The sequence below is a fragment of the Amycolatopsis sp. NPDC004747 genome, assembly GCF_053601335.1.
In genome coordinates this window covers 130,433-153,796 of sequence record NZ_JBSGBQ010000015.1, presented here as the reverse complement: position 1 = coordinate 153,796, position 23,364 = coordinate 130,433, and the positions used below count along the sequence as shown (strand labels likewise).

At 73.8% G+C, this 23,364-nt stretch carries 22 protein-coding genes and 1 pseudogene; 13 read left to right on the top strand and 10 right to left on the bottom strand.

The annotated features are described in order from the left end of the window. Window positions 1-249: 249 nt before the first annotated feature. Window positions 250-774 (top strand): transposase, encoded by a 525-nt coding sequence (locus ACWEGE_RS24810; protein WP_449662832.1) that lies wholly within the window; start codon window positions 250-252, stop codon window positions 772-774. A gap of 109 nt (window positions 775-883) precedes the next feature. Continuing rightward, window positions 884-2,098 carry an AI-2E family transporter gene (locus ACWEGE_RS24805; RefSeq protein WP_449662831.1) on the top strand — a complete coding sequence of 405 codons (1,215 nt, stop codon included), beginning with the start codon at window positions 884-886 and terminating at the stop codon, window positions 2,096-2,098. 3 nt (window positions 2,099-2,101) lie between these two features. On the opposite strand, the gene ACWEGE_RS24800 is transcribed toward ACWEGE_RS24805, so the two are convergent. Together ACWEGE_RS24800 and ACWEGE_RS24795 are read right to left on the bottom strand one after the other, a co-directional pair. Continuing rightward, a complete protein-coding gene (locus ACWEGE_RS24800) occupies window positions 2,102-4,666 on the bottom strand; it encodes a LuxR C-terminal-related transcriptional regulator (RefSeq protein WP_449662830.1) in 2,565 nt (854 codons plus the stop codon). A 105-nt stretch (window positions 4,667-4,771) separates the two neighbouring features. Further along, on the bottom strand, window positions 4,772-5,233 hold the full coding sequence (locus ACWEGE_RS24795; protein WP_449662829.1) for a DUF7144 family membrane protein: 462 nt from the start codon (window positions 5,231-5,233) through the stop codon (window positions 4,772-4,774). A gap of 198 nt (window positions 5,234-5,431) precedes the next feature. On the opposite strand from ACWEGE_RS24795, the gene ACWEGE_RS24790 reads away from it, so the two are divergent. Both ACWEGE_RS24790 and ACWEGE_RS24785 read left to right on the top strand, forming a co-directional pair. After that, entirely contained in the window at window positions 5,432-5,938 is a 507-nt protein-coding gene (locus tag ACWEGE_RS24790; protein ID WP_449662828.1) for a DUF1269 domain-containing protein, read from the top strand. 486 nt (window positions 5,939-6,424) lie between these two features. Beyond that, entirely contained in the window at window positions 6,425-7,786 is a 1,362-nt protein-coding gene (locus ACWEGE_RS24785; RefSeq protein WP_449662827.1) for a DUF2252 domain-containing protein, read from the top strand. Between the two features lie 14 nt (window positions 7,787-7,800). On the opposite strand, the gene ACWEGE_RS24780 is transcribed toward ACWEGE_RS24785, so the two are convergent. Both ACWEGE_RS24780 and ACWEGE_RS24775 read right to left on the bottom strand, forming a co-directional pair. Next, a complete protein-coding gene (locus ACWEGE_RS24780; RefSeq protein ID WP_449662826.1) occupies window positions 7,801-8,070 on the bottom strand; it encodes a hypothetical protein in 270 nt (89 codons plus the stop codon). Continuing rightward, window positions 8,067-8,405 (bottom strand): hypothetical protein, encoded by a 339-nt coding sequence (locus ACWEGE_RS24775; protein ID WP_449662825.1) that lies wholly within the window; start codon window positions 8,403-8,405, stop codon window positions 8,067-8,069. The genes ACWEGE_RS24780 and ACWEGE_RS24775 overlap by 4 nt, the downstream gene beginning before the upstream one ends. Before the next feature lie 118 nt (window positions 8,406-8,523). Between ACWEGE_RS24775 and ACWEGE_RS24770 the strand changes: the two genes are divergently transcribed. The 3 genes and pseudogenes from ACWEGE_RS24770 to ACWEGE_RS24760 form a co-directional block, all read left to right on the top strand. Continuing rightward, window positions 8,524-11,190 (top strand): LuxR C-terminal-related transcriptional regulator, encoded by a 2,667-nt coding sequence (locus ACWEGE_RS24770; protein ID WP_449662824.1) that lies wholly within the window; start codon window positions 8,524-8,526, stop codon window positions 11,188-11,190. 135 nt (window positions 11,191-11,325) lie between these two features. Further along, on the top strand, window positions 11,326-11,700 hold the full coding sequence (locus ACWEGE_RS24765; protein WP_449662823.1) for an SHOCT domain-containing protein: 375 nt from the start codon (window positions 11,326-11,328) through the stop codon (window positions 11,698-11,700). Next, window positions 11,697-12,116 (top strand): annotated as a pseudogene (locus ACWEGE_RS24760) (potassium channel family protein); the annotation flags it as partial. The gene ACWEGE_RS24765 and the pseudogene ACWEGE_RS24760, both read left to right, overlap by 4 nt. Window positions 12,117-12,197: 81 nt before the next feature. Here ACWEGE_RS24760 and ACWEGE_RS24755 read toward each other — a convergent pair. Next, a complete protein-coding gene (locus tag ACWEGE_RS24755) occupies window positions 12,198-13,541 on the bottom strand; it encodes an MFS transporter (protein ID WP_449662822.1) in 1,344 nt (447 codons plus the stop codon). A 139-nt stretch (window positions 13,542-13,680) separates the two neighbouring features. Between ACWEGE_RS24755 and ACWEGE_RS24750 the strand changes: the two genes are divergently transcribed. The 4 genes from ACWEGE_RS24750 (at window position 13,681) to ACWEGE_RS24735 (ending at window position 18,676) form a co-directional block, all read left to right on the top strand. Next, window positions 13,681-15,495: a glycoside hydrolase family 15 protein gene (locus ACWEGE_RS24750; RefSeq protein ID WP_449662821.1), complete on the top strand. Its 1,815-nt coding sequence runs from the start codon at window positions 13,681-13,683 to the stop codon at window positions 15,493-15,495. A 93-nt stretch (window positions 15,496-15,588) separates the two neighbouring features. Next, window positions 15,589-17,061 carry an APC family permease gene (locus ACWEGE_RS24745; RefSeq protein WP_449662820.1) on the top strand — a complete coding sequence of 491 codons (1,473 nt, stop codon included), beginning with the start codon at window positions 15,589-15,591 and terminating at the stop codon, window positions 17,059-17,061. Beyond that, window positions 17,058-17,327, top strand: a complete 270-nt coding sequence (locus ACWEGE_RS24740; protein ID WP_449662819.1) for a hypothetical protein — start codon at window positions 17,058-17,060, stop codon at window positions 17,325-17,327. The genes ACWEGE_RS24745 and ACWEGE_RS24740 overlap by 4 nt, the downstream gene beginning before the upstream one ends. After that, entirely contained in the window at window positions 17,324-18,676 is a 1,353-nt protein-coding gene (locus tag ACWEGE_RS24735) for a M20/M25/M40 family metallo-hydrolase (RefSeq protein WP_449662818.1), read from the top strand. Before ACWEGE_RS24740 ends, ACWEGE_RS24735 begins: the two co-directional genes overlap by 4 nt. Window positions 18,677-18,678: 2 nt before the next feature. Here ACWEGE_RS24735 and ACWEGE_RS24730 read toward each other — a convergent pair whose 3' ends face one another. From ACWEGE_RS24730 to ACWEGE_RS24715, 4 genes are all read right to left on the bottom strand, one after another. Then, on the bottom strand, window positions 18,679-19,233 hold the full coding sequence (locus ACWEGE_RS24730) for a copper resistance CopC family protein (RefSeq protein ID WP_449662817.1): 555 nt from the start codon (window positions 19,231-19,233) through the stop codon (window positions 18,679-18,681). A gap of 109 nt (window positions 19,234-19,342) precedes the next feature. Further along, the gene (locus ACWEGE_RS24725; protein ID WP_449662816.1) at window positions 19,343-20,011 is read right to left on the bottom strand and encodes a hypothetical protein; all 669 of its coding nucleotides are present in this window, start codon (window positions 20,009-20,011) and stop codon (window positions 19,343-19,345) included. Window positions 20,012-20,017: 6 nt separating this feature from the next. Beyond that, entirely contained in the window at window positions 20,018-20,389 is a 372-nt protein-coding gene (locus ACWEGE_RS24720; RefSeq protein ID WP_449662896.1) for a hypothetical protein, read from the bottom strand. Between the two features lie 41 nt (window positions 20,390-20,430). Then, window positions 20,431-20,799 (bottom strand): roadblock/LC7 domain-containing protein, encoded by a 369-nt coding sequence (locus ACWEGE_RS24715; RefSeq protein WP_449662815.1) that lies wholly within the window; start codon window positions 20,797-20,799, stop codon window positions 20,431-20,433. A gap of 676 nt (window positions 20,800-21,475) precedes the next feature. On the opposite strand from ACWEGE_RS24715, the gene ACWEGE_RS24710 reads away from it, so the two are divergent. Continuing rightward, entirely contained in the window at window positions 21,476-21,985 is a 510-nt protein-coding gene (locus ACWEGE_RS24710) for an RNA polymerase sigma factor (RefSeq protein ID WP_449662814.1), read from the top strand. 17 nt (window positions 21,986-22,002) lie between these two features. Next, window positions 22,003-22,458 (top strand): redoxin domain-containing protein, encoded by a 456-nt coding sequence (locus ACWEGE_RS24705; RefSeq protein WP_449662813.1) that lies wholly within the window; start codon window positions 22,003-22,005, stop codon window positions 22,456-22,458. Window positions 22,459-22,467: 9 nt separating this feature from the next. Here the strand turns inward: ACWEGE_RS24705 and ACWEGE_RS24700 are convergent, their stop codons facing one another. Next, window positions 22,468-23,307, bottom strand: coding sequence for an LLM class F420-dependent oxidoreductase (locus ACWEGE_RS24700; RefSeq protein WP_449662812.1), 840 nt, complete (start codon window positions 23,305-23,307; stop codon window positions 22,468-22,470). Window positions 23,308-23,364: the final 57 nt, after the last annotated feature.

Below are 23,364 nucleotides of genomic sequence, written 5' to 3'. Positions count from 1 at the left end.
GGGTGGGGGAGGTCTGGGTGGGGTGCGGGGCCGGGTGTCCGCGTGCCGTTCGGGCCGGGGCGGAAGCTGACGTTCGCGCCGGTGAGGCAGTTGAAGGGCGCTTCGACTTCGCGGAAACTCCCCCGCCCTCGGCAGTTTCTAGGGGTGGTTGCAACACCTGAGTGTTCAGGAGTTGCTTCGTGTCGAGACGGGGATCGGGATCGGGCCCCGCGGGGTGTGGTTTGGGGTGCGGGTCGGCGTGGTAGGCCGTTGGTCGAGGAGCGGGTCCCCTACTTTGCGCTGGTGGAAGACGGTGTGGGCAGTCGGGAAGCTGCTCGGCGGGTCGGGGTCAACTATCGGACGGCGAAACAGTGGCGCGCCGCCGCAGCAGCCGCTGCTGCGGCTGCTGTTGATGCGGCAGTGGCTGCGGCGCCGCCGGTGGTGTCGCCGCGGTTTCTCAGCCTTGAGGAGCGGATCCGGATCGCCGACCGGGTCCGCGAACCCGGGATATCACTGCGGGCCATCGCCGCCGAGCTGGGCCGGCCGGTCTCGACGATCACCCGGGAACTGCACCGCAACCAGCACCCCGACGGCACCTACCAGCCGCACGCTGCGCACGAGCAGGCCGCCACCCGGCGGGCCCGGCCCAAAGTCAGCAAGCTCACCGCAGACCCGGCGCTGCGGGCCATCGTCCAGCATGGGCTGGATACGCGGTGGAGCCCGCAGCAGATCGTCCGCCGGCTCAGCCGGCCGAGCTGCACGCCGCCTCCGGCGGCGGTGTCTGCACGGCAATGACCGAACCCGGGCCGACGGCCGACGACCGCTTTCCCCCGCACCAGGTGAAGCCGGGCCGCCCGATTCCCGCCACCGTGGAACCGCCGCCGCTCGTCTCCGGAGGTTTCGCATGGTGCGTGCCACGCTCACCGATGTCCCGGCCCACCGGTTCCGCAAGCCCCGGCGGCGCCGGGGCCGGGATCGGCAGGGGAGCCGCCCGTTCCGGGGACTTGCCGACCGGTTCGGCCGCGGTGTGCCACCGCCGCCGGTTCCGTGGCCTCCCGAGACCGGGTCCGGGGCCGGCGGCGGCGTTCCTCTCCCCCGCGCGCTCGTCGTGCTGCTCGGTGCCGCTGCCGCGGTCGTCGTGCTCGCGGGGGTCCAGGCCGTGGCCTGGTTCGCCGGGCCCGTCTTCCTCGCCCTCGTCGTCGTCATCACCCTCGATCCCGTACGCACTTGGTTGCGGCGCAGAGGATTGCCGCGCTGGCTGACCGTCGGCGTGCTCGCCGTCACCGTCTACGCCATCCTGGTCGGGTTCTTCCTCGTCTTCGTGGTCTCCGTCGCGCAGCTGTCGGCGCTGCTCCCCCGCTACACCGGCCGCGTCGACGAACTGCTGCACGACGGCCTGACCGTCCTGGGCCGGTTCGGCGTCGGGGAAACCGAACTTCGGACCGTGCTCTCGTCCCTCGACACCGGGAAACTCGTCGGCCTGGCCGGTTCGCTGCTCGCGGGCGTCGGCGGCCTCGTCACCAACCTGGCCTTCCTGTTCGCCCTCCTGCTTTTCCTCAGCGCCGAAACCGCGTGGGCCGGGCAGCGGCTGGGGCGGATCGCGCGCGACCGGCCGTGGATTTCCGCCGCCCTGCGCGGTTTCGCGGCGGGCACCCGGCGGTACCTGGTCGTGACGACCGTCTTCGGCGGGCTCGTCGCCGCCTTCGACGCCGGTGCGCTCGCCCTGCTCGGCGTCCCGGGCGCCCTGCTCTGGGGCCTGCTCGCCTTCGTCACCAACTACATCCCGAACGTCGGCTTCGTGATCGGCGTCGCCCCGCCGGCGGTCATCGCGCTCCTCGACGGTGGCTGGCGCAGCCTGCTCGTGGTGCTCGTCGTGTACGCCGCGCTGAACTTCGTCGTGCAGTCCCTCGTCCAGCCGCGGTTCGTGGCCGGCTCGGTCGGTCTGTCCACTTTGGTCACCGTGCTGGCGCTGGTGTTCTGGACCTGGCTGCTCGGCCCGCTCGGCGCGGTCCTCGCCGTCCCGGCGACGCTGCTGGCCAAGGCGCTGCTGGTGGACGTCGACCCGCGGGCCCGCTGGGCCGAGGCGCTCCTGGCCGCCCCGCGCCGGGACGACGGCTGACGCTCAGGTCAGGCCGTGCTGCCGGGCCACCACGACCGCCGACCGCCGGTTGTTCACGCCGAGCTTGCCGTAGATCGCCCGCACGTGCGTCTTCACCGTGTTCACCGAAACCGTCAGGTCGGAAGCGATCTCGTCCAGCGACCGCTGGGACGGCAACCGCTGCAGCACCACCTGCTCGCGGTCGGTCAGGCTGCTGGCCGGCGCGTGCGGGACGAGCCTGCCGCGGACCGACTGGGCGAACCGGTCCAGTGCGCCGAATCCGCCGGAGTGGTCGATCAGCAGGTGCCCGACCTGCGGCTCGGCGAGGGCGAACGGCCGCACCAGCCCGTTCGGCCGGGCCAGGGCGAGCGCGCGGTCCAACGCGTGCAGCGCCTTGGTCCGCCGGTGCGAACGCAGCGCCAGCGCCGTTTCCGCCAGGCACCGCTCGACCGGGGTGGCCGGCAGCACCGCCGTCGCCGCGGCGGTGTCGCGCAGGACCGCTTCGGCCGCCGCCGGTTCGTCCGCGGCCAGGTGCGCGCGGACCCGCAGGAGCGCCAGCTCGGCGCTGCCGGGCAGCCGCTCGTGCATCCACGCGAGCACCTCCGCCGCGTGCACGCCTTCGGCGAGGGCGAGGGCCGCGTGGTACTCGCCGACCCCGCACACGCCGACGAGCTCGGGCGGCAGCTCCAGGCCGGCGAGCCGGAGCCGGGCCACGCGCATGACCTCCGAGCCCGCCGTCCGGTCGCCGTCGTCGAAGCGCACCATGCCTTCGAAGAACGCCCGCAGCGGGGCCAGCAGCGGCGCGCCGCCGGGCACTTCCGCCGCGGCCGCCTGGGCCAGCTCACGGGCCGCGGCGACCGGCTCGGCGCGCATCAGGTCGTCGTAGGCGAGCATCAGGTGGCACTCGGCCACACCCGGGGTCCGGCGCCAGCCGTGCCGCCGCGCGACGGCGAGCGCGCCCGTGCAGGCCCGCCGCATCGCCCGGTGGTCGCCGCCGACGGCGGTCGCCACGGCCAGCGCCAGCCTGCTGTGGAGCACGAGGTGGTCGAACCGGTCCCCGTGGGCCAGGCGCAGGGCCTCCTGCCCCAGGGTGACGGCGTGCCGGCGAGCCCCCCGGCGCAGCGATCGCCACGCCCGATCGAGGGTGAACCAGGCGTCGAAGCCGGCCGGCGGCGTGCCCGGCGGCTCGTCCTCCGGCGGCCGGTTCCCGGTGACCAGCGCCAGCTGGCGGGCGGCGAGCGGCCACAGCGCGTGGTCGTGGTCGTCGTCCGCCGCGCCGAGGTCGGCCGCGGCTTCGGCGGGCAGGCCGCGCTGGAGGTTCTCCAGTGCCGAGGCCAGCCGCAGCGGCGGGTGCGCGGCGACCGTCTCGGCGCCCAGGTAGGTGAGCGCGATCCGCACCGGCTCGCCGTCGCCCGCCAGCGCCTGGCGGACGGCGTGCTCCCGCGCCAGGTCGAGGACGCGCTGCCGGTCCCGGCCCGCGACGGCGTGCCGCAGCGCGTCCCCGAAGCGGCCTTCGCCGGCGTACCAGCGGGCGGCGATCCCGTGCAGCCGCAGCACCCGCCCCGGGTCCTGCCGGGCCAGCTCGGCCCGCAGGAACCCGCGGAGCAACGGCGGCAGCCGGTAGGCGTCGGCGGGGGTGCGGGTGACGAGCCCCATCGAGCGCTCGAGCTCGTCCAGCCGCGCCCCCGCGTCCGCGCGCCCGGACAGCCGGACGGCGAGCGTCGCCCCGACGGCGTCGCAGACACTGAGGCACAGCAGCAGATCCGACGTCGGCCCGGGCAGCCGCGCGAGGACTTCGTCGGCGAAGAACCGCGCCACGGCCCGCTCGTCGCCGGTCACCGAGGCGACGAGCCCGTCGGCGTCGTCGGCCTCGCGCACCGAAACCGCGGCCCAGCCCAGCGCCGCGGCCCAGCCGCCGGTGCGCTCGGTGAGCTCACGGGCGCGGTCGTCGCTCACCACGCTTCCGGTGGCGCGTAGCAGGTTCGCCGTTTCCCGGGTGGTGAACCGGAGTTCGGCCGCCTCCACCCGGGACAGGACGTCTTCGACGTGCAGCCGGGCCAGCCGCAGCCGCGGCTCGACCCGGGTGACGAGCACCAGCCGCAGGGCGGCGGGCAGGTGGCGCGCCAGCGCCGCGAGGGCCTCCAGGGTCTCCGCGCGGGAAATCTCCTGCAGGTCGTCCAGCACCAGCCGCACCGGGCGGGCCGGCACGGCGAGCGCGTCGTCCAGGTCGGCCAGGAACGCCCGCCGCCGCCCGGGGGACGGCGGGCGCAGCCGGTCCAGACCACGGTCGGCGGGCACCGCGGGACAGCGGCGCAACGCCGCCAGGATCGCGGCCCACAACCGGGGCTCGTCGTTGTCGTCTTCGTCCAGGGACACCCAGGCGACGTCGTCGCCGTCGCCGGCCCAGCCGGCGAGCGCGGTGGTCTTGCCCGCCCCGGCCGGTGCCCGGACCACCGTGACGGGCCGGGTGGTGGCGCGGTCCAGCACCGCCGCGAGGCGGGGCCGGGGGACGAAGATGCCCGGCAGCCGCGGCACGGCGACCTTCACGCCGGGCACCGGCCGGAACGGGAGCGTCGTTCGATCGGGCACGTGAACCCTCTCGGCTGTCGGGAGAAGTCGCCCCGGATCCGCGGTCGACGCCGGGCGGAGGCCACGACTGTACTGATCACCGGCGGACGGCCGGGACGGGAGGGGTCACCAGATTTCGTAGGTGGCTTCGTCGCCGTGCACGATGACGGCCCAGATCACCAGGACGTCGAGCGCGATCACGATGACGCCCCAGAACGGGTACGCGGACAGGAAAGCCAGCTGCGCCAGCGCGTTGAACCCGGCGAGGGCGACCGTGACGACCCGCGCCCACTGCGCTCCGGTGAACAGCGCGATCCCGGTCAGCACGACGAGGACGCCCACGATCAGGTGGAGCCAGCCCCAGCCGGTGAGGGAGAACACGAGCAGCCCGGACGGGCCGACCACGTAGTAGTCCCGGTCGAACAGCGCGACCGCGCCTTCGACCACGTTGAACAGTCCGGCCAGGACGGTGATCGCCCCGGCGAACCAGATCCAGCCGACCCGCCGCGACCGCGCGACGGCGCGGTCCGGCGGGAGCGGTGCCCGGGTGCCGGTCGTTCCGGCCCGGGGCTGCACGGGTTCGGTCATGGTCGGTCTCCCTCGTTGCTCGGGGTGGGCTGCGGACCCGGGCGATCATGGTCGGTGGCCGGTTCACCGGTCCTCGCCCGCCCCAGGTGAGATCAGCCGGTCCGGTCGCGGGCTCACGCGGCGTGGGCGATGCCGCCGGCCCGCTCCCGGGAAACAGTGCGGCACGACCACCGATCCGCGAACCGAGGAGGATGTCCCGTGTCCACGTTGACCGTGTGGCGGTTCCCGACCGTCGAAGGTGCCGAAAACGCATTGGATCTGCTGCGGCAGCTGCAGAAGCAGCAGTTGATCTCGATCGCCGATGCGGCATACGTGAGCTGGCCCGAAGACCGGAAGAAGCCGAAGACCAAGGACCTCGGCAACCTGACCGGCGCCGGCGCGCTGGGCGGCGGCTTCTGGGGCCTGCTGTTCGGCCTGATCTTCCTGGTGCCGCTGCTGGGGATGGCCGTCGGCGCGGCGATCGGCGCGCTCACCGGCTCACTGAGCCACGTCGGGATCGACACGGGGTTCATCGACACCGTCCGGTCCCAGGTCACCCCCGGGACCTCGGCGCTGTTCGTGATGTCCGACGACACCGTGCTCGACCGGGTCGTCGAGCCGTTCAAGGAAACCGGCGCCACGCTGCTGAGCACCAACCTGTCCGACGTCGAGGAAGCCCGGCTGCGCGAGGCCTTCGGCGAGATCCCGCAGCCGGAACGGCACTAGCGCCGGAAGCGGGTTCCACCGGAGGCTTCGATTCCGTGAGTACGCTTGCCGCCGGCGGCGATCCAGGTGCCGCAACGACGGGCGATCGGGTGTCGGACACCGGGAGTTTCCGCCACCCGCGCCCGTACCAGCGCTGCTCGCCCCGCGGTCGCCCGCCGGATGCAGGCCCACCCAGGCCGGAACGGGACCGCGGCGACGCCCCCGAGCGCCGCCGCGGTCCCTGCGGGAGGTTCACCGCCCCGCGCGCTCCCCCGAGAGCGACGCCAGGGCCGGCCGGACGGGATGGCCAAGCGCCGCGCCGGGGCCGGCGGGGAGATCCCCGTGGCGCACCCGCCGTCGGCCCGGCGGCCGCTTCGCCATCACCGCACCTCCACGGCCACACCCTGCGGCCCGCGCCGCCGCGGGTCGTCACCCGTGGTGGATGACTCCCCGCTTCACCCCCGGCGGGCGACGCCCGGGCGGGCCGTGCGGCCGACGATCCGTCCCATGACTCTCACCGAAAACGAGACCGCGGCCCCCGACGTGCGGATCGCCCGTGCCCGCGCCGCGCGCGCCACCGTCCCGGTGGACGGGCACGCCGAATTCCCGAGCCCGGTGCGGCGCGCCGATCCCCTGACGCTGCTGGCCCGCCAGGACCGCGACCGGGTCCCGGAACTGCGGCCGCTGCGCTACGGCCGGATGGCGGCCTCGCCGCTGGCCTACTTCCGCGGTGCCGCGCTCCCCGCCGCGGCCGACCTCGCCCTGACCCCGCGGACCGGGTTCGGCGTCCAGGCGTGCGGGGACGCCCAGCTCGCCAACTTCGGCCTGTTCACCGCCCAGGGCCGCCGGCTGGTGTTCGACTTCGCCGACTTCGGGGACACCCTGCCCGCGCCGTGGGAATGGGACGTCAAGCGGCTGGCCGCGAGTTTCGAGGTCACCGCCCGCGAGAACGGCCACGCGCCGGCCCTGCGGCGGCGCTCCGTGCTCGCCGCCGTCGAGGCCTACCGCCTGGCGATGCACGACTTCGCGCGCCGCACGTCGCTCGACATCTTCTTCGCCCCGGCCGACGCCCGGACGCTGCGGACGGTCGCGGCGCACCGGCTCGGCTCGCGGCAGGGACGCGGGGCGGGCGTCCGCCGGTTCACCGAGATCCGCGACGGGCACCTGAGATTGGCCGCGCGGCCGCCGTCCGTCGTCCCGGCGGGCCGGCTGGCCGGGGACGGCGACCCGGCGACGCTGACCGACCGCCTCGGCGTCGTGCTGAGGCAGTACCGGCGCACGCTCGGCCCCGCGCGGCGGGCGCTGCTCGACCGCTACCGCCTCGCCGACGCGGCGCGCACGGTGACCGGGCCGGGTGACGCGGGCACGCGGTCCTGGGTGGCGCTGCTCGTCCGCACCGGCACCGGGGACCCGCTCTTCCTGCAGCTGCAGGAAGCCCGGCCGTCGGTCCTGCAGGAGTACACCGGCGCCGGCGCGGCGGGCGGCGGCGCCCGGCGGGTCGTCACCGGGCAGCGGCTGATCCAGGCCACCGGCGACGTCTTCCTCGGCTGGGCCCGCGCGGAGTTCGACGGCCGGACCACGGACTTCCACGTCCGCCGGCTGCGCGACGAGCAGCCCGGCGGCGACGTCACGGCGATGAGCCCGGACGTCCTGCGCGCGCACGCGCGGCTGTGCGGGTGGACGCTGGCCCGGGCGCACGCGCGGACCGGGGACGCGCTGGCGATCGCCGCCTACCTCGGCAGCGCCCCGGCGTTCGCCGAAGCGGTCCGGCAGTTCGCGACGGCCTGCGCCGACCAGAACGAACGCGACCACGCCGCGCTGCGGCAGGCGATCCGGCTCGGCCGCGTCACGGCGGTCACCGGGTCGTGACGAACCGCCCGGGATCACTCCGCGCGGTGCACCACGACCGGCAGTTCCCGGACCCGGTGCACCGATTGCACGTGCATTCCGAGCGCCTCGAGCCGCCGCAGGATCAGCGGGAGGCTTCCGGGGTCGGCGACGGTCCCGAAAACTATCGTTTCCGGCGGCACCGGCACGACGAGCACGCCGCGGAAATCCTCGACCCCTTCCGCGGCCCGTTCCGGAATGGCCCCGCCACCCCGGAAGACGTAATTCGCGGCCGCCGCGAGGCCGAGCAGGCCCGCCCGGCTCACCGGGTACCCCGGTCGTCCCGGGCGCGGCCCGCCGAGAACCAGGCGCGGGCGACGAGCGCCGCGTCGAGCAGCACCAGCAGCGCCGAGGGACCCCGTACCGGCAGGAAGACCAGCCGGGCGACCAGGTCGGCACCGGCGCGGACGCCGGTCCGCAGCTCGGTCGCCGGGATCAGGGCGGACAGCCCGACGGCCAGCCCGAGCAGCACCGAACCGGCGCTGATCCGGCCGGTCCGCACCACGTCCAGGACCACGACTTCGCCCGGGCCGAGCCAGCAGAACTGGGAAACGGCGAATCGGCGTGGCGGTTTCCCGGGAGCATCTCCACGATTTTTCACCCGGCACACCATTGTGCGAGCCACCGTTGTTCTCTTCGCCCGCAGCGGGTGAGCCGGGGCAATTGGGTGGCAGGATCCGCCGGGATTATCCGTGACCGATCGTGAAGGAGGAACGGACATGCGGCAGTGCCACGATGTCCCCGCCCGAAGACGGGTACCGAGGGCCAAGATCACCGTGCCCGCACCGCCGTCGGAACTCGTGTCGCGACCGCGGCTGCTCGGCGTCCTCGACGGCGCGGGCGAAGCGGCCTTGGTCTTCGTCGGCGCCCCGGCCGGGTTCGGCAAGACCGTGCTGCTGGCCGAGTGGGCCCGGTTCCGGGACGGCGAAGCGGTCGCCTGGCTGTCGGCCGACGCCGACGACAACGACGACCGGCTCTTCTGGTCCGCGGTCCTCGAAGCCTTCGGCCGCTGCCGCCGGATCCCGGACGGCAACCCGCTGCGGGGGCTGGCGGTTCCGGAGGCGCCGAGCACCGACCTGGCTTTCCTCGCGCAGGTCGCCGATGCCCTCGACGTGCTGCCCGAGCCGGTCGTGCTCGTTCTGGACAGCGCTCAGGAGATCACCTCTCCAGGCCCGTGGCACGGGTTGCGGGCGCTGGTCCGCCACCAGCCGGCGGGCCTGTGCCTGGCGGTGGCGAGCCGGCGGGAACCGCCGCTGCCGCTCGGCCGGGCCCGGCTCGCCGACCGGCTGGTCGAGGTCGGCGCCGCCCGGCTGCGGTTCACCACCGAGGAGGCGACCGCGCTGCTGGCCGCCGCCGGCCCGGCCATCCCGCGGGACCAGGTCGCCGGGCTGGTCGCCCGGACCGGGGGCTGGCCGGCCGGGTTGCGGCTCGCCACGGCGTCGGCGGCCCGGCACGGCAGCCTGCGGGACTTCACCACCGGCCGGGACGGTGCCGTGCTGGCCTACCTGACCGACGAGGTGCTCGCCGCGCTGACCCCGGCGCAGCGGGAGCTGCTCCGGACGATCAGCGTCTGCGACGAGATCCCGGCCGGGCTGGCGCCGGTGCTCTCCGGCCGGACGGACGCCGAGGCGGTGCTCCGCGAGCTCGGCGGGCCGGCCACCCAGGTGGTCGAGTCCGACGGCACCCCGCCGCGGCACCGCGTGCTGCCGATGCTGCGCACGTACCTGCGCGCGGAGCTGCAGCGGCGCGCGCCGGACCGGACGCGGGCCCTGCACGCGAAGGCGGCCCGCTGGTTCGCCGAGCACGACCGGCCCGCGCCGGCGCTGCTCCACAGCGTCCGCTCGGGCCATCCCGGCCGCGTCGACGAGCTGCTGCGCGAGCACGCCGTGACGCTGTTCCTCGCGGGCGAGCACCAGGTCCTGCGGCTGGCGCTGAACCTGCTCGAAGACCGCCGGGTCCCGGCCGGCCCGCCGGCCGCGCTGATCTCGGCCGGGCTGTACCTCGAGGCGGCCGAGACGTCGGCGGCCGGGCTGCAGCTGGCCCGTGCGGAAGCGACCTGGCCGGAGCGGCCGGCGCCGGAGCTGATCGTCCTGCGGCAGCTGACGTACTCCTGGCTCGCCCAGCTCGACCACACCCCGGCCCAGGCGGCCCGGATGGCCGGGCAGGTCGACGAGGAGCTGGCCGAAGGCGCCGGGCTGGGCGGCCTCGCGACCCTGCACCGCGCCGGCGTCCTGATCGCCCGCGACGAGCGGGAGCCGGCCCGGGAGGCCCTGCTGCGGGTCCTCGGCACCGCCGAGCGGGTCCACCAGGACTTCACGGTCGCCCAGTGCCTCACCCTGCTGGCCGAGCTCGCCTGCCAGGACGGCGACTACCGGGCGATGGAGACGCTGGCGCGCCGGGCCGACGCCCGCCTGCCGCGGCAGGATCCGCCGAGGTCGCTCCAGGGCGCCCAGGCCGGGGCGCTGCTGGCCTACGGTGCCTTGTTGTGCGGCGAGCCGGCGGAGTGCCTCAAGCACGCGAAGCGGATCGGGCAACTCCTCGGCGACGCGCCCGCGCGGGCGGCCAGGGAGCTGCGGCTGTTCGCCGAAACCCTGCGGGGCGCGGCGGAGTTCGAGCTCGGCGCCTGGCACGCGGGGCTGCGGCGGATGCGCCGGGCCCGCACCCGCCTCGGCACCGGGCGCGCCTGCCCGGCCGGCCACGCCGCTCTGTGCGCGGTGCTGGAGCAGCGCGCCGCCCTGCGGCTGGGCGCGGCGGGCCAGGCGCGGGAAACCGTCCGCTGGGCCCTGCCGATCCTGGCCGGCTCGGGTGAGCTCCTGCTGATGCGCGCCCGGACCCAGCTCCGCCTCGGCCGCCACCACGCGGCCACGTCGGTGCTGCGGTCCCTGTCGGCCGACGAGACCCCCATGGAACTGCCGTGGGCGGCGATCGAGGCGTCGCTGATCGGGGTCCAGGCGGCGCTGGCGGAGGGCGCCCGCGACCGGGCGGCCCGGCTGCTGGACGAGGCACTGCGGGCGGCCGAACCCACCGGCGTCCGGTTCCCGTTCGTGTTCGCCCCGCCCGAGCTGGTCGGGTTCCTGACCAGCAGGCTCGGCGGGCTGGGCGCGGGCGAACGGTTCGCGGGCGAGATCCTCGCCGTCCGCCGGCGGCTGCGCACCCCGCCGATGCCGGCCCCGCTGACCGAACGCGAGCGCAGCGTCCTGCGCCTGCTGCCGACGCAGCGATCGATCGACGAGATCGCCCAGGACCTGACGGTGTCGCCGAACACGGTCAAGACCCACGTCCGCGGCATCTACACGAAGCTCGACGTCCGCAGCAGGCGCGAAGCCGTGGCGGTCGCCCGGGAACGCGGCCTGCTGGACGCCGAAGTCGCCGACTTCTCCGTCTGAACCGCTTGAGGCCGTCCGGCCGCCGGCCGGGTTCGGCCCACCCGCGGCGGGTGAGGCGGGCGCACCCGGGATCCGGTCGAGTGGGCCGGGCACGTGCGAGCGTGCCTGGCCCCCGATCCCGGACGAGGAGACACCATGGCCCTGGCGAGCGCGGAGTACCCGTTCCTGAACCTCATGTGGACGATGCTGGTGTTCTTCTTGTGGATCGCCTGGTTCTGGCTGCTGTTCGTGGCCTTCGGCGACCTGTTCCGCCGCGCGGACCTGTCCGGCTGGGCCAAGGCCGGCTGGACCGTGCTGCTCATCGTGCTGCCGTTCTTCGGCGTCCTGCTCTACCTGATCACCCAGGGGCGGCACATCGTCGACCGGCAGCGGGCCCGTGAAGCGGGTTACGTGTCCACATCGGACCGCTCCGGCGCGGCGCAGATCGCCGAGGCCCGGCGGCTGCTCGAGCAAGGCGTCATCGACGACGCGGAGTTCCAGGCGCTCAAGCGGAAGGCGCTGGCGCGGTGACGCGCGGGTGGCGGTTCGTCCACCTCGCGGTGCTCCGGCCGCTGCTCACGGTCACCGCGCTGGTCTGCCTCTACTACCTGCTCCCGGTCGACCAGGCCCTGCGCCCGTGGACCGCGGTCCTGTTCACCGCCGGCCTCGCGCTCGTCGTGCTGCTGGTCGTCGGCGAGGTGCGGGTGATCCTGCGCTCGCCGTTCCCGGCCTGGCAGGGCGTCCAGGCGCTCGCCCTCATCGTCCCGCTCTTCCTCCTGCTGTTCGCCGACGGCTACTACGTGCTCGCCCACGACAGCGCGGGCTCGTTCGGCACGGCGCTGACGCGGACCGACGCGCTGTACTTCGCGGTCACCGTGTTCACCACCGTCGGCTTCGGCGACATCGCCCCGGTGGCCACCGGCGCCCGGGTGCTGGTGACCCTGCAGATGGTGACGGACCTCGTGGTGCTCGGCGTGGTGCTGCGGGTGATCGTCACCGCCGTCCAGCGATCGTCCACTAAGGACTCTTCACTCCGAGGGCAGCAGCAGGGCGGCGGCCAGCCCGGCCAGCGCGGCGACGCCCAACGTCGTGAGAGCCAGCGCGAAGGAGCGCCCGCCCAGGTGGGGCGTCCCGGCCAGGACGGAGCCGGCCAGCGCCGTCCCCACCGACGAGCCGAGGTTCGACACACTGCGCGAAACCCCCGAAATGTCGCCCTGCGCGGCGTCCGGGAAGCGGGACTGCACCAGGTTCACCGAGGCCGTCAGCATGACCCCGACGCCGGCACCGAGCAGGAGCAGCCCGGGCACCGCGCTCGCCACCCCGGACTCGGCGCGGACCAGCAGCAGCACGAGGAGCAGGCCGGCGACGGTGACGAGGAAGCCGGCCCGCACGAGGCCACGCTGCGAATGCCGGCGTGCCATCCGTCCGGCGGCCGCCGAGGCGGCCAGGATGCCGATCGTCGCGGGCGTCAGCATCAGCCCGGTCTCGATGGCGTCGTAGCCGCGCACCTCCTGCAGGAACACCGCCACCACGAAGAACGACCCTTGCAGGACGAGCCACTGCACGTGCTGGGTCAGCAGGCCGAGCCCGGTGCCGCGGTCCCGGAACAACCCCGGCGGCACGAGCGGCTCCCGGCCCCGCCGTTCCCGCGCACGGATGTGCGCGAAGAACCCGAACAGGAAGGCGGCGCCGATCCCGGCGAACAGCCACACCGGTGACGCCGGCCACCCGTGGGTGCCCGCCTGCAGCACACCGAAGACGACGAAGAACAGCCCGGCCGCCGAAAGCACCGCGCCGGTGACGTCGAACCGCCGCTCGCGTGGCGGCGACGGCGGTTCGACGATCCGCAGCGCCAGCACGACGATCAGGCCGACCAGCACCACCTGCAGGAGGAAGGACGCGCGCCAGCCGAGCCAGGTCGTCACCAGGCCGCCGAGGAGCGGCCCGGCCGCGGCACCCAGCGCGCCCGCGCCGCTGACCAAGCCGAAGGCCCGCGCGCGGGCGGTGAGGTCGCGGCTGGTCACCGTGACCAGGATGTAGATCGGCGGGATCATCAGAGCCGACCCGATCCCTTCCAGCAGCGAATAACCGGCGATCAGCAGGCCCGGGCCGCGCGCGGCCGAGGCCAGCAGCGCGCCGGCGCCGTAGACGCCCAGCCCGATCAGGAAACAGCGCTTGCGCCCCAGCAGGTCGCTCAGCTTGCTGCCCGGCACCATGAGCGACGCCATCGTCAGGGTGAACACGGTGATCGCCGTCTGCACGCCGAGCACGGTGGTGCCGAGATCGGCGGCGATGGCGCTCACGGCCACCGTCATGGTGGTGGCGGCGAAGCTCGCGACGAACTGGGCGAGGGCCAGTGGCAGCACGATCATCGGCGGGCCTTCCTGCTCGGGTGGCGCCCACAGTGGCGTGCGCGGCGGCCGGGCCACCTCACCCCGCGGGGATGAGGCAGCGCCGTCCCGCCCGGGCGACGGTGCACCGAGGAAATGCCGGTGCCCCCATGGAGGAACGATGACCGAGACCACGATCGCCGAGCACGGGCTGATCGGTGACCTGCAGACCGCCGCGCTGGTGACGACCGACGGGTCGATCGACTGGTTCTGCGCCCCGCGCTTCGACTCGCCGTCGGTCTTCGGCGCCCTGCTCGACGACGAGCGCGGCGGCCGGTTCCGGATCCGCCCGGCGGGCGCGTGCGCGAGCTCCCAGATGTACCACCCGGACACCGCGGTGCTGATCACCCGGTTCGCCGGCCCGGACGGCCTCGGCGAGGTGGTCGACTTCATGCCGCCGTGCGACGAGCGCGCCACGACCCGGCACCGGATCGCCCGGCTCGTGCGCTGCGTCCGCGGCCGGATGGCCTTCGACGTCGTGGTCGCGCCCCGGTTCGACTACGGGCGCCGCCCGCACCAGGCGATGCTCGTCGCGAACGGCGCGGTGTTCGTCACCCGCGAGACTTCCCTGACGCTGCAGGCAGTCCGCGAACCGGGCGACGCGCACCTCGCCGAGGTGCGCGTCGAAGGCGGGGACGTGCACCTGAGCCTCGCGCTGACCGCGGGCCAGGTCCGCGGGGTCGTGCTCGAGACCGACGCCGCCGGCCCGCCGCGGGAGATGCGCGTCGCCGAGTTCGAAGCGCTGTTTCAGTCCACTGTGGACTGGTGGCGCGCCTGGCTGGCCGGCGCCACCTACCGCGGCCGCTGGCGGGAGATCGTGACCCGCTCGGCGATCACCCTCAAGCTGCTGACCTACGCGCCGACCGGCGGCCTGGTCGCCGCGCCCACCCTCGGGCTGCCCGAACAGCTCGGCGGCGAGCGCAACTGGGACTACCGCTACACGTGGGTCCGGGACGCGTCGTTTTCGGTTTCGGCGTTGCTGTCGCTCGGGTTCGCGGAGGAGGCGGCCCGGTTCGGCAGCTGGCTCGGCGACCGCATCCGCGAAGGCCGCAGCGGTCCGAGCGGGCCGCTCGCCGTGCTGTACCGCGTGGACGGCACGACGGATCTGCAGGAGGAGAGCCTCGCGCACTGGTCCGGCTACCGCGGGTCGAGCCCGGTCCGGATCGGCAACGACGCGGCGGGGCAGCTGCAGCTCGACATCTACGGCGAAGCCCTCGACAGCGTCTTCGCCGCCGACCGCGCCGGGTTCGAGCTCCCCCACCGGGGCTGGGAGGCCCTGCGCGCGGCCCTCGACTGGCTCGGCGAACACTGGGACCAGCCCGAAGAGGGCATCTGGGAGACCCGCGGCGACCGCAAGCGGTTCACCTACGGACGCCTGATGAGCTGGGTCGCGTTCGACCGCGGCATCCGCCTGGCCGCCACCCACGGCCGGCCGGCGCCGGTCGAGGACTGGACGTGGCAGCGCGACAGCATCCACGGCCAGATCCTCGCCCGCGGCTGGCACCGGACGCGCAACGCCTTCGTCCAGCACGACACCGGCGAGGAGCTGGACGCGGCCCTGCTTCGCATGCCCCGCACGGGTTTCCTCCCGCCCAAGGACCCGCTGTGGCTTTCGACGCTCGACGCGATCCGGACGGACCTGGTGACCGACAGCCTGGTCTACCGCTACGACCCGGCCGCGTCCCCGGACGGCCTGGCCGGCTCCGAAGGCACGTTTTCGTTGTGCAGCTTCGCCTACGTGGACGCGCTGACCCGGGCCGGACGGCTGGAGGAGGCCCGCACGGCGTTCGAGAAGATGCTGACCTACGCCAACCACGTCGGGCTGTACGCCGAGGAGATCGCCCCGACCGGCGAGCAGCTGGGCAACTTCCCGCAGGCGTTCACGCACCTGGCGCTCATCGACGCGGCGGTCACGCTCGACGCCGCCCTGGGCTGAGGAGCCGGTCTCGCCCGCCGCGGGTGACCCGGCGGCGAGGCACCCGGAACACGATGAGGCACCTGCCGAGGCGAGCCCTGGAGGCCCACTGCCATGACCACCACCAACCGACCGCGCCGGTCCCCGGAACCCGCGGGGCCGCCACCCGCCGAAGGGAGCCGGCGCGCCCGCCCACCCGCCGCCGCGTGGATCTCCTGGGTCGCGCTCGCGCTGATGACGACCGGGTCCGTCGCGAGCCTGCGCCCCTCGCCGACGATGGCCGTGTACGGCCTGGCGGCCGTTTTCCTCTACGTCGTCCCGGCGATCGTGTTCCTGCTGCCGACGTCGCTGGTCTCGGCCGAGCTGGCGTCCGGCTGGCCGGGCGGGGTCTACAACTGGGTGGCGCTCGGGATCTCCAAGCCGGCGGGTTTCCTGGCCGTCTGGTGCCAGTTCGCGATGACGATCTTCTACTACCCGAGCCTGCTCGGGTACGTCGCCGGCACGCTCGCGTACGTGTTCGACCCGGAGCTGGCGAGCAGCGGGTGGTGGACGGCCGCGGTGATCGTGGTGGCGTACTGGTCGGGGGTCTGGATCTCCTCGCGCGGCACGAAGGGCGTGGCCGGGCTGGCCGGTGGCGGGCTCGTCATCGGGACGCTGCTGCCCGGCGCGCTGCTGGTGGTCCTCGGCATCGTGTTCCTCGGGCAGGGGCACCCGTCCGCGGCGCCGATGTCGGCGAGCCACCTGCTCCCCGCGTGGGCCGGGCTGGCGAGCCTCGTGCTCATCGTGAACAACTTCCTCTCCTACTCCGGGATGGAGATGAACGCGGTGCACGTGTCGTCGCTGCGCAAGCCGGGCCGGGAGTTCCCGCGGGCGATGTTCCTGGCGATGGGGCTCGTGCTGCTGATCTTCGTCCTGCCCGCGCTGGCGATCAGCTGGGTCGTCCCGGCCGGGCAGCTTTCGCTGACGGCCGGGGTGATGCAGGCCTTCGCCGCCGTCTTCGCGAGCTTCGGCATCCAGTGGCTGACCCCGCTGATCGGCGTCCTGCTCGTCATGGCCTCCCTCGGCGGGATGCTCACCTGGCTGGCCGGACCGTCGAAGGGGCTGCTGCTGATCGCCCGGCAGGAGGGCTACCTGCCGCCGTTCCTGCAGCGGCTCAACGGCCGGGGCGTGCAGCAGAACATCCTCGTCACGCAAGGAGCGGTCACCACGCTGATCGCGCTGTGCTACGCGTTCATCCCGGACGTTTCGAGCGCGTACTGGATCTTCTCGGTGATCACCACCCAGGTGTACCTGATCATGTACCTGCTGATGTTCGTCGCCGCGGTGCGGCTGCGGCGCAGGTTCCCCGACCACCCGCGCGGGTTCCGCGCGCCGATGCTGCTCGGCCTGTGCGGCGTCGGGTTCTGCGCGTCGCTGGCCGCGCTGCTGGTGGGCTTCGTCCCGCCGTCGCAGTTCGGCTCGGGCAGCCCGTGGGTGTACCTCGGGGTCGTCGCGGGTGGCGCGCTCGGGCTCGGCCTGCTGGTGCCGTTCCTGTTCTACCGCCTGCGCAAACCGTCGTGGCGGCAGCCGGAGGTGACGCAGCCGTGACCACTGTGGACGAACGGTCGACCGGACCGCAGCGGAGCTCGCTCTACGTCGTCGTCGGCGTGGTGCTCGGCGGCCTGCTCGTGGCCGCGTACCTGCTCTTCCGCCCGGCGCGGGTGGACGCCGGTGCGATCTGCACCGACCCCCACGCCGCGCTCGTCCACGCGGCGAACGTCAGTGCCGGCGGACCCGGGGTGCTTCCGCCCGAAGCCCTGCGCCAAGCGCAGTGGCGCGTGCTGCTGGCCCACTGCCCCGAGAAGGCCGGGTGAGCGCGGTGGACCTCCGCAAGCGCGTCGAAGACCTGATGCCGCGGGCGCACGGCGAACTCGCGGAGCTGGTGGCGATGCGGTCGGTCGCGGACCCGCGGCAGTTCCCGCCCGAAGAATGCCACCGCGCCGCGGTCTGGGTGGCCGACGCGTTCACCGAAGCGGGGTTCGCCACCCACCTGGCCGACACCCCGGACGGCAGCCGGGCGGTGCTCGGCTCCCGGCCGTGCTCCCGGGCCGACGCCCCGACCGTGCTGCTGTACGCCCATTACGACGTCCAGCCACCGCTGGCGGACGACCAGTGGCGGACCCCGCCGTTCCGGCTGACCGAAGTGGACGGACGCTGGTACGGGCGCGGCGCGGCCGACTGCAAGGGCAACATCCTCATGCACCTCACCGCGCTGCGCGCGCTCGGCGACGACGTCCCGGTGCACCTCAAGCTGGTCGTCGAGGGGTCCGAGGAGCAGGGCACCGGCGGGCTGGAGGCGTTCGTCCCCGAGCACGCCGAGCTGCTGCGCGCCGACGCGATCCTGGTGGCCGACACCGGGAACGCCGCCGTCGGGTACCCCGCCGTCACGGTCAGCCTCCGCGGCCTGGTCAACGTCGTCGTCCAGGTCGACGCGCTGCCGGCCGAACTGCACTCCGGCATGTTCGGCGGCCCCGCCCCGGACGCGCTCGCCGCGCTGGTGGCGGTGCTCGGCACCCTGCGCGACGAGGCGGGCGACACCACCGTCCACGGGGTGCCCGGCGGCGGCCGCTGGCCCGGCGCCCCGTACCCGGCGGCGCAGTTCCGGGCGGACGCGGGCCTGTCCCCCGGCACCGTCCTGCTGGGCAGCGGCGAAGTCGCGGACACGCTGTGGGCGCGGCCGGCGCTGACGGTGCTCGGCATCGACTGCCCGCCGGTGGCCGGCTCCGCGGCGGCGCTGGCCCCGCGCGCCCGGGCCCGGCTCAACCTGCGCGTCCCGCCGGGCACCGACCCGTACCGGGCGGCGTCCGCGCTGAGCGAGCACCTGATGGCCGCGGCGCCGTGGGGCGTGGAGGTCTCGGTGGAGGTGGAGGCGATCGGCGAGCCGTTCCACGCGGCCACCGGCGGCCCCGCCCACCAGGCGATGGACGAGGCCATGCAGGCCGCCTACGGCCGCCCGGTGAGCCTGCTCGGGCAGGGCGGTTCGATCCCGCTGTGCACGGTCTTCGCCGAGACCTACCCCGAGGCGGAGATCCTGCTCATCGGCGTCGAGGAACCGCAGGCGCGCATCCACGCGCCCAACGAAAGCGTGGACCCGCGGGAGATCGCAGCGATGGCCTTGGCCGAGGCGCTGTTCCTGCGCAACTACGGTGCCGCGGCCGGCTGACGCTACGGCTTGGGCCGCCGCAGGAACCGCAGCGCGACGACGGCCGCGGCCGGCACGACCACGACGGCGACGAGGATCCACACCCAGGCCGGAACGCCGCTGCCGAGGTCGCCGGCCGGAGCCGGTGTCGGCGTCGGCGTGACGGGCGCGGCGGCCGACGACGTCGCCGCGGCGGAACTGGACGTGACCGGCGCGGTGAGCGTGAAGTGCACGGCGGCGGTCACCTTGTCGCCGTCGTCGGACACGACCTTGTAGGTGAGCGTGTAGGCCCCGGCCGGGCCGGACGCGGTGACCGGGGCGGAGATCACCGCGTCGACGACCGTGGGGGTGCCAACGGACCACTTCGCCCCGTCCGGGCCGGTGACCGAGATCGGGTCCGGTTGCAGGGTGACGGGCTCCTCGAAGGTGAGCTCGATCTTCCGCGGCGGCGCGGCGAGGCTCGCCCCTTCGGCGGGCGAGCTCGACTCGAGCTCGGTGTGGGCCGACGCGGGCCCGGCCACCAGCAGCACGCCGGACAGCGCGAGCAGGAGGGCTCCGAACAACCGGGCGAGCTTCATGCAGGGGTCCCTCGATCCGCCGTCGACGTCCGTACCGGGGCATTCTGGCAGGCCGGCCGCCGATCCGACCGGGTGACCTCCGGCGCCGGCCGCTCCACCGGCCCCCGGCTCAGGGCGCCACCTCCACCTCCATTCCCATGATCCGCGTGGTCCGGCGCCGCCGGAGCCAGCCGCGGACCGGCAAGCCGTCCGGGACCTCCGCCAGGAAGGCCTTGCGCTGCGCCGAGGTCGCCGCGCGCCAGCGCATCGCCAGCACCGGGCGAACCGGCGCGATGTAAGCCTGCACCCGTTCGTGCGCGCCGGCCAGACGGGTCTGGTACTCGCGGTCCGGCCGGTAGGCCAGTTCCAGGTCGATCAGCGGCGCGGTGCCGCCGGCGCGGTGGTGGCAGCGCGACAGCATCCGCGCGAGCTCGTCCATCGCGCCCCGGACGCGGCAGGGCATCTGGTCCTGCCAGCGGCCGAGTGCCGGCACGGAGGCCGGGGCGGCGGTCACCTCGTCGGCGAGGACGACCAGGGCCCGGATCGCCGATCCGGCCAGCTCGACGCGGATCCGCCGCCCGTTGGCGTCGACGAAGAAGCGCGGTACCCGGCCGGCCACGATGGTGCCCGAGCGCCGCCGGACCCACTCCTCGACCGCGTCGGGCGACGGGCAGGACGACACGAACGTGAACGCCAGCTCCTCACCGGTGAGGTTCATCGTCACCGGGAACAGGGAACCGATGTCGTGCACGAACGCCGAGCCGATGACGAGTGCGGCGCGGGAGCCGCCTCCGGTCATCCCCGGCTACACCTGCAAATCCGCTTCGATGCGCTTGAGGTAGTGCCGGGCCAGCGCCAGGTTGGCCCGGTCGCGGTCCAGCACCAGGTACAGGAACAGCGAATTCCGCGAGCTCACCGAGTTCATCAGCCGGATCAGGTGGTACTGCCGGTGCAGGGTGATCAGGATGTCTTCGATGGAATCGTTGAGCGCCAGCGAGGACATGACCCGCAGTTTCGACCGCACCACCTCGGTGTTCCCGGCCGCGGCGACTTCGAGGTCGAGCCAGTCGCCGCCACCGCTGGTGCCGAGCGACATACCGCTTTCGTAGTCGACCAGCGCGACGCCGACGGCGCCGCTGATGGACATGGCTTCCTTGAGTGCCGTGTCGATGTTCATCATTCGTGCTGCATCCTCTCCGTGACGGGTTGGCCGGCGTGCTAAGCGGCCAGGATCGTGCCGATCCGCTCGATGACGGGCCGGGATTCGAACAGCAGGCGCCCGACGTTCAGGCCCTTGTCCCCCAGCACGACCATCAGCGCGAGCCGCCCGATGGCGTAAACGGCCATGTAGCCTTCGCTGCCGAAAACCACGGTCTGGTTCAGCGTGCCCTTACCGGTGATTTCGGCGGCCTGCCGGGCAATCCCGAGATCGGCCGCGGCGAGCGCGGAGATCTTCGCCGGATCGATGTCGTCGGCAGCATCGGCGATGATCGGAATACCATCGACGGCGGCCAGCACCGTATCAGTCACCCCGGCGACGGTCTCCCGCAGGTTCCGCAGCTCGCCGGCCAGTGCTTCGAAATCCAAGGCTCTTTCTTTCTGCTCCGGAAATTGCGGAAGGCGAGTGGCGAAATAATCAACCGTTCAGGTTGCTCTCCACGGCGCAACCCTACCGCCGCCATTACTTTTGGCCAACAAGCACCGGAGTCCGAATTTCAGCGTCACACGATCGAGTGAAACAGTTTACCGGTCGTAACGGAAATAAGTGACCATGTCCATCGATCACAAACCGGGGGAATTCGATGTTCAACGTTTCCCGGCACCCACCGGGAAAGGCCACGACGCGGCGAGCCGGAGCAACACGACACGATCGGCACCGCCCACCGCAGGCCCGAGGCGGCGGGGAAGCGCCCACCCCCGGCCACGCAGAGCAACAAGACAGCCCGCCGGCCGATCGCCTGTTCGGCGGCTTGCGCCGTCGCCCACCCACCGGAGCCCACCGACGCCCACTCGCCCTGGCTCCCCAATCGACTCCCACCACTGCCGGCCAGCCAACCGGCCCCACCACGCGGAGTCGCTGGCGTTGCTCGGCAAGATCGTCGGCGAGCCGCAGACCACAAGCCGGCCCCCACCCACCGCCCCTGAACAATCCGGCGATCGGGTCGGTGGCACCTCCCCACCAGAGCCCCCAACCCCCCGGTGAACCCTTTCGAGGCCCCAACCCCTCTTATCAAGCACGACCACCTCGACAGGGAAGAGAACCATGGGCTGGGTAAGCAACCAGGTGATAGAAGCCGCCCAGGCAGGCGACCTCGAATCGATCACAGCGGTGGTACACAGCGCCCACCCCCACGTACGCCGCTTCGCCGACCACCTCTGCGCATCCCCCCAAGACGCCGAAGACGCGGCCCAGGAAGCCCTCATCGTCCTCTACCGCAAGATCGGCTCCCTCCGCGCAACCGCGGCACTGGCCTCCTGGATGTTCCGCATCGTCCGCAACGAGTGCCTGCGCCGCACCCGCCGCCTCTTCGAAGACACCCCCGGCCCGGCCCCCTCGGCCGAAGACGAAGCCATCAGCCGCCTCGAAGCCGAGCGGGTCGCCGAAGCGATCCGGGCCCTGCCGGACGTCCAGCGCCGCGTCCTCGTCATGCGCGACGTCCTCGGCCACCCGGGCCGGACGGTCGCCGACACGCTCGGCCTGAGCACCGCGGCGATGAAGTCCCACCTCCACCGGGCCCGCACCGCGGTCCGCGCCCGGCTGCAGACCGCCTGAACCCGAAGGGAACAACCGTGCTCGAACCCGGATCCCCCGCCCCCTCCCTGGCCCTGGAAGACACCGACGGCCAGGCCGTCCACCTGGACAACCACGCCGTCCTGCTCTACTTCATGCGTTCGACGACCTGCCCGGTCTGCCGACGGCACGTCCGCGCCCTGGCCGAGGATGCCGCCGCGTTCAAAGCCGCCGGTGTCCGCGTCCTGATCGCCGTCCCCGAGGACCGCGCGACGGCGGCCGCGTGGCGCGCGAAGCACGACGTCCCGTTCCCGGTCGTCACCGGCCGCGGCGGCACGCCCCACGAGCTGGTCGGGCTGAGCCGGACCGTCTTCGGCGCGCTGCAGCGCTCCGGCAGCATCCTCGTCGACGCCCGAGGGGTGGTCCGCCACGCGCACAGCGCGGCCCTGCCCACCGGCAGCTACGACCGCGACGGCATCGCCGCGGCCGTCGCCGCGCTGGGCGCCCCGGCCTGAGGCAGTCGATCAGCGCAGCGGCTCGAGCGCCTTCGCCAGCGGCTCCAGCACGGCCGGGGTGTGCGGCGGCGGCAGGTACACGATCGCCAGGTCGAGGCCCGCTTCCCCGAGGGCTTCGGCTTCGGCGGCGACCTTCGCGTAGTCGAGGTCCGGACCGAGCCGGACGTGCGAGGACAGCGTGATCTCGGCCGGGTCGCGGCCGATGTCGGCGCAGTGGCGGTGCAGCACGTCCCGCTTGCGGGCGAACTCCTCGGGCGGGCCGCCGACGAAGTTCCAGTGCTGGGCGTACTTCGCGGCCGTGCGCAAGGTGCGCTTCTCGCCGCTGCCGCCGATGCAGATCGGCGGGTGCGGCTTCTGCACGCCCTTCGGTTCGCAGCGGGCGTCGGTCAGCTGGTAGTGCGCGCCCTGGAACGTCGTGGTCTCCTGCGTCAGCAGCCCGACGAGGACCTCGCACGCTTCCTCGAAGCGGTCGCTGCGCTCTTTGATCGTGCCCAGCTCCATGCCGTACGCGCCGGACTCCTCCTCGTTCCAGCCGGCGCCGACGCCGATCTCCAGCCGGCCGCCGGAGACGATGTCGAGCGTCGCGGCCATGTTCGCCAGCAGCGCGGGGTGGCGGTAGTGGATGCCGCTGACCAGCGTGCCCAGCCGCAGCCGCTTCGTCGCCTGCGCCAGCGCGGTCAGCGTCACCCAGCCTTCCAGGCACGGGCCGGTCGAATCGGAGAAGATCGGGTAGAAGTGGTCGAAGGTCCAGCCGGACTCGAACACCTCGATTTCGTCCGCGGCCTGCCAGACGGCGAGCATGTCCGCCCACTCGGTGTTCTGGGGCGAGGTCTTGATGGCGAATCGCATGATCTTGATCGTAACCCTGGAGTTGTTCCAGGTCGCAGTTCTTGTCGGGGGTGCCCG